This window comes from Mucilaginibacter frigoritolerans, from assembly GCF_007830615.1.
Taxonomy (GTDB): domain Bacteria; phylum Bacteroidota; class Bacteroidia; order Sphingobacteriales; family Sphingobacteriaceae; genus Mucilaginibacter; species Mucilaginibacter frigoritolerans.
Genome location: NZ_VLLI01000007.1, coordinates 262,849 through 279,109, shown reverse-complemented (window position 1 = coordinate 279,109; position 16,261 = coordinate 262,849). Strand labels below are relative to the sequence as shown.

Sequence of the window (16,261 nt, the reverse complement as noted above, 5' to 3'; positions counted from 1 at the left end):
AATGATTGCCTGGTTTTTTAAATTAAATAACAGGGTATTGCAAGATATAAACAGGTGATAAAAATGGTAATACGGAGCTGTTGTTAATATTTGTTAAAATTCTTTATTTCAAGCAATATTAAGCCTATAATTGCAGTTGAATTATACTTTAGTAATAAGAATTTGAGATTGTTATCCCTTATTGATTTTTTTGCATGAAAAACCCCTTACTACGCATATTATTTTTACCATCATTTGTTTTATTAATTGCTTTAACAGGCACTGGTTGCAGTAAATCTTCTACAACAGGTACAACTGATACCAGCATACCTACCGTGGTAACAAATGGTGTAATTATAAATGTTACTACAACTACTGCCGAAAGTGGTGGTACAATAACCAATTTTGGTTATTCTGTATTAACCGCTAATGGTGTTTGTTATAGCTCTACAAATAGCACACCGACAACTGCTGATTCTAAAACATCTGATGCATTGCAACTTCAGGGTTTAGGCAATTATGCTTATACCAGTGAATTAACCGGTTTAACACCAAATACCACCTATTATGTTAGGGCTTATACAACTAACGGACTTGGTACGGGCTACGGAGGTGTAACCAAATTCACCACAAGCTCCAGCTTAACAGCATTATCAGCAACGGTAAGTACATTTGCAGGTAGTGCAACTCCAGGTAGTACTGATGGAACCGGAACAAGTGCTACCTTTAATAATCCACAAGGATTAGCTGTTGATAGCAAAGGGAATATATTTGTTTCAGATACTTATAATAACAAGATAAGGGAAATTAGCCCGGCCGGAGTGGTTACTACTTATGCCGGAGACGGGAATGCTGGTTTACAAAACGGGCCAATTGCTACTGCAGAATTTTATGCACCGGCAGGCTTAGCTTTTGATAGTCAGGGTAATTTATACGTTGCTGATGTTGGTAACAATGTGATTCGTGAAATTACAACAGCGGGTGTAGTAAGTACTTTCTCAGGTAATGGTTATCAAGGTTTTGTTGACGGATCAACAGCATCAAGTATTGAATATGATACCCCTACAGATGTTGCTTTTGACTCGGCTGGTAATTTGTATATTACTGACAGAGGAAATAATGTGATTAGAAAAGTAACTCCTGCAGGTGTTGCGAGCTCGCTTTCTGGATACCCTATTAAACCGAATGCCGGTTATATTAATGGTACCAACCAGTCGGTTGAATTTAATTATCCAAACGGACTGGTACTTGATGCAAGTAATAATGTTTATGTGGCCGATCAGTCAAATTCTGCCATCCGCAAGGTAACTACTCCTGATGGTGTCACTACCACAGTAGCTGGTGGTGCAATACAAAAAACAGTACTTAACTTACCTTCGGCAATTGCTATTGATAAAACAGGAAATCTGTTTATCACAGACGAATCTGGGCGTGTGTTAGAGTATACTACAGGGAATGTTCTGTATGTATTAGCAGGAACAGCAAATGTTTCGGGATATACTGACGGAACGGGTACAGCTGCCTTGTTTAGTAATCCACAGGCTATTGCAGTTGATGCCAGCGGAAATATTTATGTGGCCGATAAAAACAACAATTGCATACGCAAAATTGTGGTTACCTTAATTCAATAAAGAAATTAAAAGATTAGGGATAATTTTATACCCCTAACTTCATTAAAGCATAGAATAGCCCGGTGCAATGTAATGCCTGGGCTATTTTGTTATCAGCCAGCAGCTGTTTTACTTCGTCAATAGTATAGGTTTCTACAATGAGTTCTTCTTGTTCATCAAGGTGTTGCTCCTGTACTTTTTTACCTCCTTTAGCCAGGTAACAAGTGGTGTGGTTATTTGCTGTAGAAGGGTTAGCGTAAATGGTACACAGCAGTTCAAAATCATCAAACTGATAGCCGGTTTCTTCCAGCAATTCGCGGCGTATGGCTTGTTCCGCTGATTCCCCTTCATCAATAACACCTCCTGGAATTTCCAAAGAAACTATCCCGGCGGCATGCCGGTATTGATGCACCATTAAAATTTTATTATCCTCGGTTATGGCAACTGCATTAACCCAATTATTATATTCCAAAACGTAATAGTCTTCAACAATATGTCCGCTCGGCATTTCGCATCTGTCTGACCGTAGTGTGGCCCATGGGCCCTTATGCAAATAATGAGATGAAAGTTTTTTCCAGATCAGATTTTTATAATTCATGAATGGGGAATTGGTGGGTAATAGTTAATAGCTTAATGTTATTGCTGCTAATGTATGAAATGCCCCGTAAAGTGGAATGTTTTTCGTTTAGAAATTGTAAACAATATTCAATCGGGGGATTTAGCGTACCAGGTCTGCCACTTTACAAACCTGGTACTAAACTATTCGCATAATTAATTTTCTACCAGCTTCCACTTGATCCGCCACCACCAAAATCACCGCCACCAAATCCGCCGAAACCGCCACCGTTGTCTCCGCCGCCGCCACCAAATCCGCCGAAACCGCCACCGCTGTCTCCGCCGCCGCCACCAAATCCGCCATTGCCGTTAGAGAAACCACCCCAGCCACCGCCGCTGCCTCCCAGTAAAGAACCACCAAGAAACCACCAGAACGGACTTGCGCTGCCGCGGCCTCCATAAATTCGGCCGCCTCCGCCTCCCCTGTTCCTGAAGATGATAATAAGGATCACTATTACGATAACAATAAGTATAAAGTAGCTGCCGGTGTTGTCATCATCAACATTATTCTTTATAGGTTTATTAACAACTTTGTACTCGCCCTTCATGTACCTTATCACATCATTAGTGGCAGCATCTAAGCCACCATAATAATCGCTTTGCTTGAAGTGTGGCGTAATGTCATTCTGGATGATCTGATTGGTTATGACGTCAGGTAATGGCCCTTCAGCACCATAGCCCGTTTGAATAGTAACCTTACGATCTGTTATGGCAACCAGGATAAGTACGCCGTTATTTTTGCCCTGCTGACCAATCCCCCAGGCACGTCCCAATTTTTGACCATATTCGTTAATGTCGTAATCGCCCACAGATTTGATAATTACTACAGCTATCTGCGTTGAGGTTGAGTCATCAAAAGCTACCAGCTTTTGCTCCAGTTGTTGCTGGTCGGATGCCGAAAGTGTATTAGTATAATCGGTAACCAGCGTGTTTGATTTTGGGGGTAGCTGCTGTGCTAAAGCAAAAAAGCCTATAAGCAACAGAGAAAAAAATATGATAGATTTTTTGAACATTGTTTTATGTTTATTCGCCATCCATAAAGGCAATATCGTCTGATAGCTCATTGGTGCCGTTGGTTTCATGAGGGAAGTATTTTTGCAGATGCTCGCCTGCAATAGCAAGGCCGGTAACAATGCCTTCTATAATGTTACCATACTTAAAGTGCTGTAGCATATCCTCTTTAGTATCATCCCAAAAACCTTCAGGAACAGCTTTATTAATGCCCGCATCACCAATAATGGCAAACTTACGGTCAACAGTGGCCACATAAATCAGCACCCCGTTGCGGAGCCTGGTTTTATGCATATTTAGCTGCTTGAAATATTTAGCAGCGCGATCAAGCACCTCTTCCGTACACTTTTTTTCAATACAGACCCGAATCTGTCCGGATGTATTTTTTTCAGCCTCTTCAATTGCGGTGCGGATTCGCTGTTGTTCCTCGTCGGTAAATAGAGCCATTATTTTATGTGATTACACTGATTATTATTATGATTTCATCGATTTATTGGGGATGATTACACTGATCAACATTGCTAATCGGTGTAATCATTTCCATCGGTGAAATCCTTTATTAAAATGACACTTTTGGCGCTCTTTCAGCTCCGGCTTCTGCTTCAAAACTACCTTTTTCATTAAAACCAAACAGGCGTGCAGTTATTACTGCCGGGAATGAACGGATAGAAGTATTGTATTCCTGTACAGCTGAGTTATAATCCAGTCGGGCAACGTTGATACGATTTTCAGTTCCTTCCAATGATGCCTGCAGGTTAGTGAAATTGCTGTTTGATTTAAGATCGGGATAATTTTCGGATGCTACCAGTAACCGTCCCAAAGCGGTACTTAACTGCCCTTGGGCAGCCTGGTATTTTTGTATGCTTGCCGGATCTAGCTTGCTGGGATCTACCTGTATGGAAGTGGCTCTTGCACGGGCATCAGTTACTTCAACCAGTGTGCTTTTTTCAAAGTTGGCCGCACCTTTTACGGTAGCAACCAGGTTAGGGATCAAATCGCTTCTACGTTGATATTGTGATTCAACCGCCCCCCATTTAGCTTTTACGTTTTCGTCTTTTGAAACCATCCCGTTATAGCTGCATCCGCCTATTAGACAAATGAATACAATAACGCCGAGTGCTATTAATAAATTTTTCATATTAAATGCTTTTTGATTTAAGTAGGTAATTTTAATATATGATTACAAAACACATACCGATGTTACAATTACCTGCTGATTATGCCATTATGGCAACGTGTTAGGTAAATGTAATCAAATGTAATGATAAGCACAGGCTTAAGTGTACCATGAACGGGTATTATTACACAAAGGTGTTAAGAATCATTTTTTTAGAATGATTGCCCCAGCGCTATATAAAAACCACTTTGGCGCGGTTCCCCGGCAGGTTTTTGACCAACACCATAATCAAGCCGGATAGCAAGTCCTTTTTGAACATCAAAAAAGTAGCGTATACCGCCTCCATAGTTTGGCTTTAGCTGTTCGGCGCTGAAGGTATTATGGAAAACCTCACCGGTGCCAGCAAAAGCGGCAAGCCCCCATCTTTTGTCAATACGGTAACGCAGTTCTGTTTGTCCCGCTATGTAATTCCTGTCGCGATAGCGGCCCTGGTAATAACCACGCATCATTTCGTCGCTGCCCATTTGGGGCATTAAATAAAAAGGAGATTGGCCTCCGGTAAGGCTTTGTTCCTGCACATCCAGCCCTAACACAAGTGGAGGTGCCAGTAAAAAGAACTGCGAATATTCAATATTGAAAAAGCCGCCCCTGTAAAAATTATTGAAATAAATACCCTGCATTAAATTGTAGTAAGTACTTATTATCATACCACTGGTAGTATAGGTATTATTGTTGCGGGTATCATAAGTAAAGCTTGGGCCAATGTAAATGATGTCGCCACCGTGTTTGTCTTCTACTAAAGGATCGTAGTTAATGGTAGCATATGGATCTGGCTGATACTTGTAAAAATATTTCACAGCTCCAAGTACATAACCCAAATAAAAGCGGTCACCAAAAAGTTTCTCGCCGCCAAAGGAAAATTTATAACGTTTTTCCTCTACCGGATCTATGTTAGATAGTTTCGTATTGTTACCTATTCCATAAAAATCAAAAGGGTAATTGTAATAGCTTACACTTGAGGTGTAATGCCATTTATTTTGGGATGTCCAGTAACTGGTATTTAGACTTAGCTTAGCTTGTCCTTTAGTGGTAATGGTAGCATATCCGAATAAGCTCGAAACACGTGTTTCGCGATGTACAGTATCTGAATAAAAGGAAAGAATGGCTGCACCGCCAAACTCAAGGCCAGTTTCGGGCGATGAGCTTAAGGCCGGAACAATCAGGAAGCTTGATTTTCTGCTTGTATCCTTATTGAAATACATTTTCCTGATAAACTTCGGCAGGAAATTTAATTGTGCAAAAGCTGATTGAAAGCAGATGAAAGTAAGTAATAAAGTAAAGAGTTTCTTCATGTCCAGCAATGCAAAGGTAATTTTTAAGTATTTGTTTTAGGCATTAAGATTTTTAAATCACCAGTTCGTACAAAATACCTACTTTTGCCCAAATTTTATTGATCAGTTATGAGCACTACGAAAGGACCCATATCGCAGTTTATTGAAAGAAATTACCTGCATTTTAACGCCGCTGCATTGGTTGATGCTGCAAAAGGCTATGAAACACACCTGTTAGAAGGCGGCAAAATGATGGTGACCTTAGCAGGCGCAATGAGTACTGCTGAGTTGGGTATATCATTGGCGGAAATGATCCGTCAGGGTAAAATTGACATTATATCATGTACAGGTGCTAACCTTGAAGAGGATATAATGAACCTGGTTGCACACTCACACTACAAACGCGTACCGCATTACCGCGATTTAAGTCCGCAGGATGAGTGGGATTTGTTAGAGAACCATTATAACCGTGTTACCGATACCTGTATCCCGGAAGAAGAAGCTTTCCGTCGTTTACAGAAACATATTCATAAAATATGGAAAGATGCTGATACCAATGGCGAACGCTTTTTCCCGCATGAATTTATGTACAAAATATTGCTGAGCGGCGAGCTGGAGCAGTATTATGAAATTGACCCCAAAAATTCATGGATGTTGGCCGCTGCCGAAAAGAACCTGCCAATAGTTGTACCGGGATGGGAAGATAGTACTATGGGTAATATTTTTGCATCGTATGTTATAAAAGGCGAGATAAAACCAACTACCATGAAAAGTGGTATTGAATATATGGCTTGGTTGGCCGATTGGTATGTTAAAAATTCATCAGGTAAGGGAATCGGTTTTTTCCAAATTGGTGGTGGTATCGCCGGCGATTTCCCGATTTGCGTGGTGCCGATGTTATATCAGGATATGGAAATGCCTGAGATTCCATTCTGGAGCTATTTTTGCCAGATCTCTGACTCAACTACTTCCTATGGTTCTTACTCAGGCGCTGTACCAAATGAGAAAATTACCTGGGGTAAATTAGATATTCATACACCGAAATTTATTGTAGAAAGTGATGCTACCATTGTAGCTCCACTGATCTTCGCCTGGATATTAGGCCAATAGTAATTTAGATTTAATCCTTAATAATATTTAGAGCCGCATTTGTTGCGGCTCTATTAGTTTACAATGAGTTTGCCTTTATAAACGCGTCGATCTCAGTTATTGCGCTTGTGTATCTTTCGGGGCCGGAGCCTGATATCACTTTGTAATTGGCATCTAATGCCTGCAATTCTTTATGCCATACATCCATAAAATGCTCGCGCATGTGCGGGAAGTCGCGGAGAGGGTCATCCTGCCATGGAAGGTCGATATCTAAAAGGAGGTAAAGATCATAAGGATGTTTGGGCAGTTCGTCCAATACTTCCTGAGGCGATTTGCCAAACATCTGGTCGCTCCATATTTTTACGGTGATGAAAGTAGTATCGCAGATCAGGATCTGATTGGCCTGCGGTAATAAGTCCTGCTCCAATGTCAGCTGTCCATAAAACATATTTATCTCATCCTGCCAGGTTGGTGGCTCGGTTAGCTTTTCGCAATAGCCACGGGCATATTCGGGTACCCAAACAGTTTGGTAATGTTTGGCCAGATAAGCCGACATGGTAGATTTACCTGTTGACTCAGGGCCCACTACTGCTATTTTTTTTATTTCCATTCCTTATTCTCTAAAGTATCGATTAACCTTATTCTCTTTTTTTTTTAATTCCGAAATCGAACCTCCGAGATTCGAAATCAAATAACCTGTTTTTTGTAATCCTTTTTCCAGTCAATATACCCCATTAGCGCAATAGCAACATAAATGGCATACATTAATGCGGTTAAATCAAGTCCTTTAAAAATATAAACCCCTACATATATTACATCAACAAAAACCCAGATGAGCCAATTTTCCAAAACCTTTCGGGCTAAAAGCACCTGCGCAATGAGGCTGCATGCTGCACAAAAACTATCAATATACGGGTATGAGGCGGGGGTATACTTTAATACAGTACCTAAAAAAAAGGTAAAGATAACTACTGCAATTATGGAGAGGATTATTTCCTTTTGGGTCATTAATACTACCGGCGTTTTTTTTTCATTGACAGGTTTGTGGCTCCAGTAATACCAACCATAAATATTCATGGCCATAAAATATACCTGCAGGCCCATGTCGGCATATAAGTGCGAATTGAAAAAAATAAAAATGTAGGTGCCAACGCTGATTATGGCAAATGGCCAGTTCAGGATTTTATTTTTTGCAGCGAGATAAACGCACAAAAGACCGGTAATTACCCCAACAATTTCAAGCCAGGACTGATGCACCCACCAGCCCTGAAGAATGTGCATTATTTGCATTGATCAAATATAGCAGAACCGCCTTAAATCAGCAGTAAAGCAAATGCATTGTTACCAAATCCTGACCCTTTTATCCGGATCCAGCCACATTTTGTCGGCTTTTTTGATGTTAAAAGCTTCATAAAATTCTGGTACGTCGGTGAAGGGGCCGTTAACCCTTAAAAATGCAGGAGCATGTACATCCGTTAATATCTGGTTGGCCAGGGCCTCGTCGCGTTCTTTTATTTTCCAGCTTAAGGCATATCCTAAAAAGAAACGCTGCATTGGCGTAAGTCCGTTAATTTTTTTGCCTTCTTTATATTGCTTCGTCTTTTTAAAGGCATCCACCCCTAAAACAATGCCGCCCAAATCAGCAATGTTTTCGCCAAGGGTTGCCTTGCCGTTAACGTGCAGGCTATCAAGTACTACATAACCGTTAAACTGATCAACCAGCATTTGGGCCCTTTGGGTAAATTTCACTGAGTCTTGTGGTGTCCACCAGGCTTTTAAATTGCCTTTAGCATCAAACAAACGTCCTTCGTCATCAAATCCATGAGTAATTTCATGACCGATAACAGAGGCTGCCACATAGCCATAGGCTACGGCATCGTCCACATCTTCATCTTTTATGCCCGGTATTAATAATTGAGCAGCAGGTAAAGTAATTTCATTGTTTGATGGGCTGTAATTGGCATTATAGGTTTGCGGCGTCATGTTCCATTCCTGGTGATTAACCGGCTTACCTAGTTTATCAATATTAACCAGGTATTGCCAGTGGCGTGCATTCATCACGTTGCCTGCATATGATCCCCGGTTGATATTTAGGGCCGAAAAATCTTTCCATTGATCAGGATAGCCAACTTTTGGATGGATAGCAGCCAATTTAACCAACGCTTTCTGTTTGGTTTCCGGGCTCATCCAATCCAGCTTGGTAATATGCTCGCGATAAGCCTCTCTTATTGCCTCAACCATTGCTACATATCTTTCCTTGCTTTTCTCAGGGAAATATTCTTTAACAAACAGTTGTCCCAGCAATTCGCCCATTATGCCGTTTTCAGTATCCAACACCCGTTTCCAGCGTACCAATTGCTCTTTTTGTCCGCGCAAAAGCTTGCCCGAAAATCTGAAGCTTTCATCAGCAAAAGCATTATTTAAATAAGGAGCATAAGAAATAATCAGCTTAAGTCTCAGATAGGCCTTCCAATCATCAATAGAAAAAGTTTTTAAAGCGGTATTTACTGCACGGTAATACTCCGGCTGACCAACTATTACCGTGTCAACAGGCTTTAGTTCCATGGTTTTAAACAGGCCGGTCCAGTTAATGTCTGGAGCTAAGCTATTTAAATCAGCCAGCGTCATTTTGTTATAGTTGCGATACGGATCGCGTAAGTTTTCCAGTTTACGGCTGCTATCGGCCAAAAACTTTTCAATTGCATAAGCACTTTTGGCACCTGCCTGTGCTTTTTGTTCATCCCAGCCCGATAATTGTAATAGGGTTGGTAAGTATTTGCTGTTGTAATCGGTACGGATACGGGTAGTGCGGGCATCGGTCTTAAAATAATAATCGCGATTGGGCAAACCTAAGCCTGCCTGGCCTAGCTGCACCATCATTTTGGAGCTATTTTTATCATCCTGACTTACGCGCAGGCCAATAATGTTGCGGGTACTAGTAGTGCTTAATATGGCAGCTGCATTTAATATATCTGTGGCATTGTTTACCTGGTCAATTAATGTTAATTGTGCCTGCAAAGGGGCAATGCCTGCTTTTTCAATGCCTATGCTATCCATGCCGCTATAATAAAAATCACCAATTTTTTGGGTTGATGATCCTTTGAGGCATTAGCTTTTAAAGCATCTTCATTTATTTTTTTAAGGCGATCACGGATCTCTTCGGTAACCTCGTTGCCTATGCCCCAGCTTGAATAGGCTGCAGGTATGGGATTGTTCTTAAACCAGGTACCATTAGCGTACAGAAAGAAATCAGCACCGGGACTAACCAAAGGATCAATGTTTTGATAAACAGGATCATTAGGTTTATCGATTATGGTTTTAGTTTGATAGGCACACAAAGCTAAGGCTGTAAGTGCTGTGATATAAAGGACAGGTTTTTTGTAAATTTTTTGCATAGTGAATGGTTTATAACAAACTTAATTAAAATATCATCCTGTAATCAGCTATGATGTGTAAAAATAATATGCCTTAAAACAAACAAAGGCGTAAAATTTACGCCTTTGTTTGTTGTTATTCAATTACCAGATGGTAACCCGTTTATTGGTATCGAGCCACATCTTATCACCTTTTTTAATGTGGAATGCATCATAAAATTCAGGCACATCGGTAAATGGCCCGTTTACGCGCATAAATCCGGGAGCGTGTTCATTAGTCAGGATCTGGCTTGATAATGCTTCTTTGCGTGTTTGTCCCAGCCAGCCTAATGCATAACCTAAAAAGAAGCGTTGTTCAGGTGTTAAACCGTTTATTGATTTACCTTCTTTATACTGATCCGTTTTTTTGAAAGCATCCAGCCCTATTACTATCCCGCCTAAATCGGCAATGTTTTCGCCCTGGGTGGCTTTGCCATTTACATGCAGGCCGTAAATGCTATAACCGTTAAATTGGTTAACCAGCATTTGTGCCCGCTCGGTAAATTTTATAGAATCCTGCGGTAACCACCATTCTTTTAAATTACCGGCAGCATCAAACTGGCGGCCTTCATCATCAAAGCCATGTGTCATTTCATGGCCAATGGTTGAGGCAGCGGCGTAACCGTATACCACGGCATCATCCAGATCATCATCCTTAACTCCCGGAACCAAAAATTGAGCCGCAGGCAGTACAATTTCGTTATTTGATGGATTGTAGTATGCATTATAGGTTTGCGGTGTAATGCCCCATTCAGTACGGTCAACAGGTTTACCTAGTTTGTTGGCCTCGTAGTGATGCCAGAAATTATTTGCCCGCATAACATTTAACGCATACGGTCCCCGGTTAACAGTAAGTGTCGAAAAATTCTTCCATTTATCCGGATAGCCTACTTTAGGGGTTACTTTCGCTAGTTTATCATACGCTTTTTGCTTGGTTTGCTCGCTCATCCAGCTTAGCTTTTGAATGTGCTCTTTAAAAGTGCTGCGCATCGCTTCCACAAGGTCAACATAGCGTTTTTTGGTTTTTTCGGGGAAGTATTCTTTAACAAAAATCTGCCCAAGCACCTCACCCATCAGCTCGTTCTCGGTATCCAATACCCGTTTCCAGCGTGGTAGCTGTTCTTTGTTACCATTTAATATGGTGCCGTAAAAACGGAACATTTCCACATCAAAGGGTTTGCTTAAATAAGAACCAAAGGCAGTTATTAAATTTTTACGGAGGTAATTTTTCCAATCATTTATGGAAACGGTTTTTAACGCTTTATTTAAGGCTATGTAATATTCCGGCTGACCAACTATTACCGTGTCGACATTTTTATAATCCATTTTTTCAAATGCATTTTTCCAGTCAATGTCCGGTGCCAGTTTATCGAGGCCGCTTAATGGCATTTTGTTGTAGTTATGATATGGGTCGCGAAGGTCCTCCAGTTTCCGGGAATTTTCTGCCAGGAATTTTTCAAGCGAATAAGTGTTATTACTGGCCGTTAAGGCTTCGTCTGAAGTAAAGCCTGATAGTTTGTAAAGTATAGGCAGGTGTTTTTGCTGATAATCTGTACGGATATCAACACTATGCTGATCGGTGTTGAAATAGTAATCCCTGTTGGGCAGGCCAATGCCACCCTGGTACAGTTGCAGCATGTTTTTATTGCTGTTTTTGGCATCTTGACCAATGTAGGCAGCAATAGGTGATTCAACTCCTATAGTTGCCAAATGCGCAAACTCATCAATAAGACTTTTGATATCCTTAATACTATCAATTTTGCTTAATTCCGGTTTAAGCGGATCCAATCCTTGTTTCTCAATATCCGCGGTATCAAGTCCGCTAAAATAAAAATCGCCTATTTTTTGGGTGTTACTGCCTTTGGGAGCTTCGGCCTTTAAAGCGTCTTCATTTATTTTTTTTAGTCTGTCACGCAGTTCTTCTTCCACTACATTGCCAATTCCCCACGATGAATAAGCTGCCGGAATGGGATTTTTTTTAAGCCATCCTCCATTGGCATACTTAAAAAAATCATCCCCTGGTTTAATCGTGGTATCCAGATCTTTAAATATTATATCGTTCTCTGCAGTGTTAGGCGTTTTATTTTTGCAGGCACTTAATAATAAAGAGGCACCCATGGCCGATGCCAGGAATGCTTTAATATAAGGGTTTTTACGCATTAATATGTTTTTAATGTAGCTAATAAAATACAACAGATGTATGAAATATCGGACAAATTTCTAAAAAAACCGACTTTGAAGCTTTTTTTGGACAATAGGCCAAATAAATATTCATTTTTTGTAGGCAAATAACAAAAAAAAAGCATTTTTATGCTAAAATATGCTTAATTGAGCTATATTCGCATATTATAAACCGTTTTTAAAATTGATCCATTTTTAAATATCGCATTAGCGATATGCCATTGATTTATAAACACTGTTTTCCATGTTTGAGTAAAAAACAGCGTTTAATGAATGAAAACGCATTGTTTTACCGATAATGGCTAATAGCGGATTGATAAAAATAGATATTTTAACTGAATTCGGCTACCGGTAGAAAAAAAAATTTGAACGCATGCTGGGCTTGTTTTTTTAGTAACAACGATAAAAAATAATTTTTGGCTTAACATTTGTAAAGAAGTTAGCAGCCCTGCATACAATCTGTGAAAAATAATATACATCTACCAATGAAAAAATATTGTTTTTGAATTCTCAGACGCCCAAGCTGGGATTTATTTGTTCTTTGTTTTGGGTTTAATCAATAGTTTAAATTAATTAGGGGAAAGGGAGCTTCAAAAGAGCTCTCTTTTTTTTTTGAAGATATTTTTTACTATGCATGCATAATATTATTTTTGATTTTCATGACTTTAAATTTCATAACCCATGTATTTTGAATTTACAGAAGAACAAATGATGATACGCCAGGCAGCCCGTGAGTTTGCCCAAACCGAACTTAAGCCCGGCGTAATTGAGCGGGATGAGCACCAGAAATTCCCAGGCGAGCAAATTAAAAAACTGGGTGAACTGGGTTTTTTGGGGATGATGGTATCACCTGAATACGGCGGCAGTGGCATGGATGCTATATCATACGTACTGGTGATGGAAGAATTGTCTAAAATTGATGCATCAGCATCGGTAGTAGTTTCTGTAAATAATTCGCTGGTTTGTTTTGGCTTGGAGAAATATGGAACAGAGGCGCAAAAACAAAAATATTTGCTTCCTTTAGCCAAAGGTGAAAAAATAGGAGCCTTTTGTTTATCAGAACCCGAAGCCGGTTCGGATGCAACTTCACAAAAAACCACAGCTGTTGATATGGGTGACCATTACCTTTTAAATGGGGTTAAAAATTGGATCACTAATGGTAACTCAGCGTCAACCTATATTGTTATGGCGCAAACGGATGCCTCAAAAAGGCATAATGGTATTAATGCGCTAATTGTTGAGAAAGGTATGCCTGGTTTTACTATTGGCGCAAAAGAAAATAAAATGGGCATTCGCGGCTCCGACACCCATTCATTAATGTTTACTGATGTGAAAGTACCCAAAGAAAATCGCCTGGGTGATGAGGGTTTTGGGTTTAAGTTTGCCATGACTACCCTTGAAGGTGGCCGCATTGGTATTGCTTCGCAGGCATTAGGCATAGCCTCGGGGGCTTATGAACTGGCTGTGCAATATTCAAAAGAACGCAAGGCTTTTGGAAAAACCATTGCCGATTTACAGGCTACCCAGTTTAAGCTGGCCGATATGGCTACTGAAATAGAAGCAGCACGTTTATTATGCTTAAAAGCCGCCTGGCTTAAAGATAAAGGTTTACCCTACTCCCAGGCTAGTTCAATGGCAAAGCTTTACGCATCAGATGTAGCTATGCGGGTTACTGTTGAAGCGGTGCAGATACATGGCGGGTATGGTTTTGTAAAAGATTTTCACGTGGAGCGTTTAATGCGCGATGCCAAAATTACCCAGATTTATGAGGGTACATCCGAAATTCAAAGAATTGTAATTTCGCGGGAAGTACTTAAATAATTAGTAAAAAATTGATACGTTTGGATATGTTAAAAAATAAGCGACTTATCCTATCAACTTTATTGATATTTTCCTTTTGCGGGACTATACTGGCTCAAGCCAAGCTTCAAACAGGTGTTTGGCGTGGGGTTTTAAAAACATCATCGGGTAACGAAATACCTTTTAATTTCGAGGTCATTGATACCAATGGACATCAGCAATTAACCGTACTAAACGGTGCAGAGCGTTTGACAGTAACGGATGTAAAAACCATCGGCGATTCTGTTTTTATCCGCATGCCTTTATTTGACTCGGAGTTTAAACTGAAGCTGGATGCGGATGGTTTAACTGGTAACTGGATAAAGCATTTAGGTACAAAAGATTCGCAGGTGCCATTTACAGCTACGCCAAATACTGCATGGCGATTTTTTAAGGACGAGCAAAAAGCTTCATTTAATATAGATGGCAGGTGGGCAGCTGTTTTTGGCGATGGTACACCCGGAAGAGATGAATTGGTGGGCGAGTTTAAACAAAACGGATCGGCCCTTACCGGAACTTTTTTGAGTACCACCGGTGATTACCGCTTTTTGCAGGGAACTGTTTTGGGCGACCATTTATACCTTTCGTGCTTTGATGGTGGTCATGCTTTTTTCTTTACCGCAAAAATTAACGATGACAAAACCATCACCGAAGGTAAATTTTACTCCGGATTGGCTGGTCAGGACGCATGGACCGCTGTTAAAGATGCAAATGCCAAATTGCCTGATGCGTATTCACTAACGGCACTAAAACCAGGCTATAAAAAAATTGACTTTAGCTTTAAAGATATTAACGGCAATACCGTTTCATTAAGTGATAAACGTTTTAAAAATAAAGTGGTTATTGTACAGATACTAGGCTCATGGTGCCCAAATTGTATGGATGAAACCAATTACTTTGTAAGCAATTACTATCCTAAATATCATGATAAAGGTGTTGAAGTTATTGGTTTGGCTTATGAGCGCACAACAGATTTTGCCAAATCGCAAAAAACGCTGGAGCAGTTAAAATCGCATTTCAATGTTCCCTACCCTTTATTAATAACGGGTTATACCCCTGCCAAAGGTGATCCGGCAAAAAGCCTACCCATGCTGGCCGACTTTAAAGGCTTCCCAACTACCATTATTATTGACAAAAAAGGCGATGTCCGTAAAATACATACCGGCTTTAGCGGGCCAGGTACAGGTGAATACTACACCCAGTTTATTGATGAATTTACCAAACTAACAGACGATTTGCTGGCAGAGAAATAAGAAGGAATGGCATTATATTGCGCAAACAAGCCCTGCGCAATATAAAGCTGTCTTTTTTATGATAAGCGCTTAATTTTTATGTTTCTGAGCCAAACCTGTTGCCCGTGATGCTGAAACATGATATGGCCGCTGGTTGATTTGGCAAAATTAGGGTTATTCCTGTACTTGCTTTTGCTGATCAATTCATTAAGCTCTGGTGATCCCAGCTCATATTCAACTACTTTTACGCCATTAACCCATTGTTCCACATGCCCATGATTAACCAGTAACCGGGCTGTGTTATACTCGCCAACCGGTTTCAGGTGTTTATTTTGCGGGGTAATGAGGTCATAAAGCGAACCGGCAGAGCGCCTGGGCTCATGGTCATTAAAATCAATATCATCCAGCAACTGAAATTCAAAATTATCTAACCAGTTGGGGCTGTTCCCGTTACCTGATTCATGGGTTGATTTTTCCTGCACATTGTAAAAAATGCCACTGTTCCCCGCTTTTGACATCGCCCATTCAAGTGTCAGGTCAAAATTAGTATAAGTGTCTTTTGTCACCAGGTCTACGTTAGGGACATTAGTTTGGGCAACCAGTGCGCCGTCTTCCACTTTCCAGGCATCCGGAAAGGTATCCATCTGATATCCGCGCAATTCATTTATTGATTTTCCATCAAATAAATAGTGCCAGTGTTTATCCTGTGCGTGCATTGTATTGGCAACGCCAATCTGCAATAAAAACAAAATGAGCAGTTTTTTCATCGGTAATTAAAAATAAGGGTGAGTCTTATATTTAATAAATCTACTAAGTTCATAGCAGATAAACCGTTAATCATACA

The 16,261-nt window shown here is 40.3% G+C and carries 15 protein-coding genes; 4 read left to right on the top strand and 11 right to left on the bottom strand.

Annotated features, from left to right (window positions below; translation table 11 throughout):
• Window positions 1–194: 194 nt before the first annotated feature.
• On the top strand, window positions 195–1,610 hold the full coding sequence (locus JN11_RS13615; RefSeq protein WP_144913373.1) for an NHL repeat-containing protein: 1,416 nt from the start codon (window positions 195–197) through the stop codon (window positions 1,608–1,610).
• A gap of 25 nt (window positions 1,611–1,635) precedes the next feature.
• On the opposite strand, the gene JN11_RS13610 is transcribed toward JN11_RS13615, so the two are convergent.
• The 5 genes from JN11_RS13610 to JN11_RS13590 form a co-directional block, all read right to left on the bottom strand.
• Window positions 1,636–2,187: an NUDIX hydrolase gene (locus JN11_RS13610; protein WP_144913371.1), complete on the bottom strand. Its 552-nt coding sequence runs from the start codon at window positions 2,185–2,187 to the stop codon at window positions 1,636–1,638.
• Window positions 2,188–2,368: 181 nt separating this feature from the next.
• Window positions 2,369–3,217 carry a TPM domain-containing protein gene (locus JN11_RS13605; RefSeq protein ID WP_211360755.1) on the bottom strand — a complete coding sequence of 283 codons (849 nt, stop codon included), beginning with the start codon at window positions 3,215–3,217 and terminating at the stop codon, window positions 2,369–2,371.
• 10 nt (window positions 3,218–3,227) lie between these two features.
• Window positions 3,228–3,662, bottom strand: coding sequence for a TPM domain-containing protein (locus JN11_RS13600; RefSeq protein WP_144913370.1), 435 nt, complete (start codon window positions 3,660–3,662; stop codon window positions 3,228–3,230).
• Between the two features lie 112 nt (window positions 3,663–3,774).
• Complete coding sequence (locus tag JN11_RS13595) at window positions 3,775–4,353, bottom strand: LemA family protein (RefSeq protein WP_144913368.1); 579 nt, start codon at window positions 4,351–4,353, stop codon at window positions 3,775–3,777.
• Between the two features lie 191 nt (window positions 4,354–4,544).
• Complete coding sequence (locus JN11_RS13590; protein ID WP_144913366.1) at window positions 4,545–5,684, bottom strand: BamA/TamA family outer membrane protein; 1,140 nt, start codon at window positions 5,682–5,684, stop codon at window positions 4,545–4,547.
• A gap of 108 nt (window positions 5,685–5,792) precedes the next feature.
• On the opposite strand from JN11_RS13590, the gene JN11_RS13585 reads away from it, so the two are divergent.
• A complete protein-coding gene (locus JN11_RS13585; RefSeq protein ID WP_144913364.1) occupies window positions 5,793–6,773 on the top strand; it encodes a deoxyhypusine synthase family protein in 981 nt (326 codons plus the stop codon).
• A gap of 58 nt (window positions 6,774–6,831) precedes the next feature.
• Here JN11_RS13585 and JN11_RS13580 read toward each other — a convergent pair whose 3' ends face one another.
• The 5 genes from JN11_RS13580 to JN11_RS13565 form a co-directional block, all read right to left on the bottom strand.
• A complete protein-coding gene (locus tag JN11_RS13580) occupies window positions 6,832–7,362 on the bottom strand; it encodes an AAA family ATPase (protein ID WP_144913363.1) in 531 nt (176 codons plus the stop codon).
• A gap of 77 nt (window positions 7,363–7,439) precedes the next feature.
• The gene (gene pnuC, locus JN11_RS13575) at window positions 7,440–8,033 is read right to left on the bottom strand and encodes a nicotinamide riboside transporter PnuC (RefSeq protein WP_246139007.1); all 594 of its coding nucleotides are present in this window, start codon (window positions 8,031–8,033) and stop codon (window positions 7,440–7,442) included.
• A 60-nt stretch (window positions 8,034–8,093) separates the two neighbouring features.
• Window positions 8,094–9,809, bottom strand: a complete 1,716-nt coding sequence (locus JN11_RS24970; protein WP_394348828.1) for a M13 family metallopeptidase — start codon at window positions 9,807–9,809, stop codon at window positions 8,094–8,096.
• The gene (locus JN11_RS24965) at window positions 9,797–10,147 is read right to left on the bottom strand and encodes a hypothetical protein (protein ID WP_394348827.1); all 351 of its coding nucleotides are present in this window, start codon (window positions 10,145–10,147) and stop codon (window positions 9,797–9,799) included. Before JN11_RS24965 ends, JN11_RS24970 begins: the two co-directional genes overlap by 13 nt.
• 123 nt (window positions 10,148–10,270) lie before the next feature.
• Entirely contained in the window at window positions 10,271–12,325 is a 2,055-nt protein-coding gene (locus JN11_RS13565; RefSeq protein WP_144913360.1) for a M13 family metallopeptidase, read from the bottom strand.
• Between the two features lie 702 nt (window positions 12,326–13,027).
• Here JN11_RS13565 and JN11_RS13560 point away from each other — a divergent pair.
• Window positions 13,028–14,167, top strand: coding sequence for an acyl-CoA dehydrogenase (locus JN11_RS13560; protein WP_144913359.1), 1,140 nt, complete (start codon window positions 13,028–13,030; stop codon window positions 14,165–14,167).
• Between the two features lie 26 nt (window positions 14,168–14,193).
• Complete coding sequence (locus tag JN11_RS13555) at window positions 14,194–15,438, top strand: peroxiredoxin family protein (protein ID WP_144913357.1); 1,245 nt, start codon at window positions 14,194–14,196, stop codon at window positions 15,436–15,438.
• Between the two features lie 56 nt (window positions 15,439–15,494).
• Here the strand turns inward: JN11_RS13555 and JN11_RS13550 are convergent, their stop codons facing one another.
• The gene (locus tag JN11_RS13550; RefSeq protein ID WP_144913355.1) at window positions 15,495–16,184 is read right to left on the bottom strand and encodes a 3-keto-disaccharide hydrolase; all 690 of its coding nucleotides are present in this window, start codon (window positions 16,182–16,184) and stop codon (window positions 15,495–15,497) included.
• Between the last annotated feature and the right edge of the window lie 77 nt (window positions 16,185–16,261).

Excerpts from the sequence above, each read along its gene's own strand:
- JN11_RS13565 (WP_144913360.1), bottom strand. The coding sequence starts at position 12,325 with ATGCGTAAAAACCCTTATATTAAAGCATTCCTGGCATCGGCCATGGGT.
- JN11_RS13580 (WP_144913363.1), bottom strand. The coding sequence starts at position 7,362 with ATGGAAATAAAAAAAATAGCAGTAGTGGGCCCTGAGTCAACAGGTAAA.
- JN11_RS13550 (WP_144913355.1), bottom strand. The coding sequence starts at position 16,184 with ATGAAAAAACTGCTCATTTTGTTTTTATTGCAGATTGGCGTTGCCAAT.
- JN11_RS24965 (WP_394348827.1), bottom strand. The coding sequence starts at position 10,147 with ATGCAAAAAATTTACAAAAAACCTGTCCTTTATATCACAGCACTTACA.
- JN11_RS13555 (WP_144913357.1), top strand. The coding sequence starts at position 14,194 with ATGTTAAAAAATAAGCGACTTATCCTATCAACTTTATTGATATTTTCC.
- JN11_RS13610 (WP_144913371.1), bottom strand. The coding sequence starts at position 2,187 with ATGAATTATAAAAATCTGATCTGGAAAAAACTTTCATCTCATTATTTG.
- JN11_RS13590 (WP_144913366.1), bottom strand. The coding sequence starts at position 5,684 with ATGAAGAAACTCTTTACTTTATTACTTACTTTCATCTGCTTTCAATCA.
- pnuC (WP_246139007.1), bottom strand. The coding sequence starts at position 8,033 with ATGCACATTCTTCAGGGCTGGTGGGTGCATCAGTCCTGGCTTGAAATT.
- JN11_RS13585 (WP_144913364.1), top strand. The coding sequence starts at position 5,793 with ATGAGCACTACGAAAGGACCCATATCGCAGTTTATTGAAAGAAATTAC.
- JN11_RS24970 (WP_394348828.1), bottom strand. The coding sequence starts at position 9,809 with ATGGATAGCATAGGCATTGAAAAAGCAGGCATTGCCCCTTTGCAGGCA.
- JN11_RS13600 (WP_144913370.1), bottom strand. The coding sequence starts at position 3,662 with ATGGCTCTATTTACCGACGAGGAACAACAGCGAATCCGCACCGCAATT.
- JN11_RS13595 (WP_144913368.1), bottom strand. The coding sequence starts at position 4,353 with ATGAAAAATTTATTAATAGCACTCGGCGTTATTGTATTCATTTGTCTA.
- JN11_RS13615 (WP_144913373.1), top strand. The coding sequence starts at position 195 with ATGAAAAACCCCTTACTACGCATATTATTTTTACCATCATTTGTTTTA.
- JN11_RS13560 (WP_144913359.1), top strand. The coding sequence starts at position 13,028 with ATGTATTTTGAATTTACAGAAGAACAAATGATGATACGCCAGGCAGCC.
- JN11_RS13605 (WP_211360755.1), bottom strand. The coding sequence starts at position 3,217 with ATGTTCAAAAAATCTATCATATTTTTTTCTCTGTTGCTTATAGGCTTT.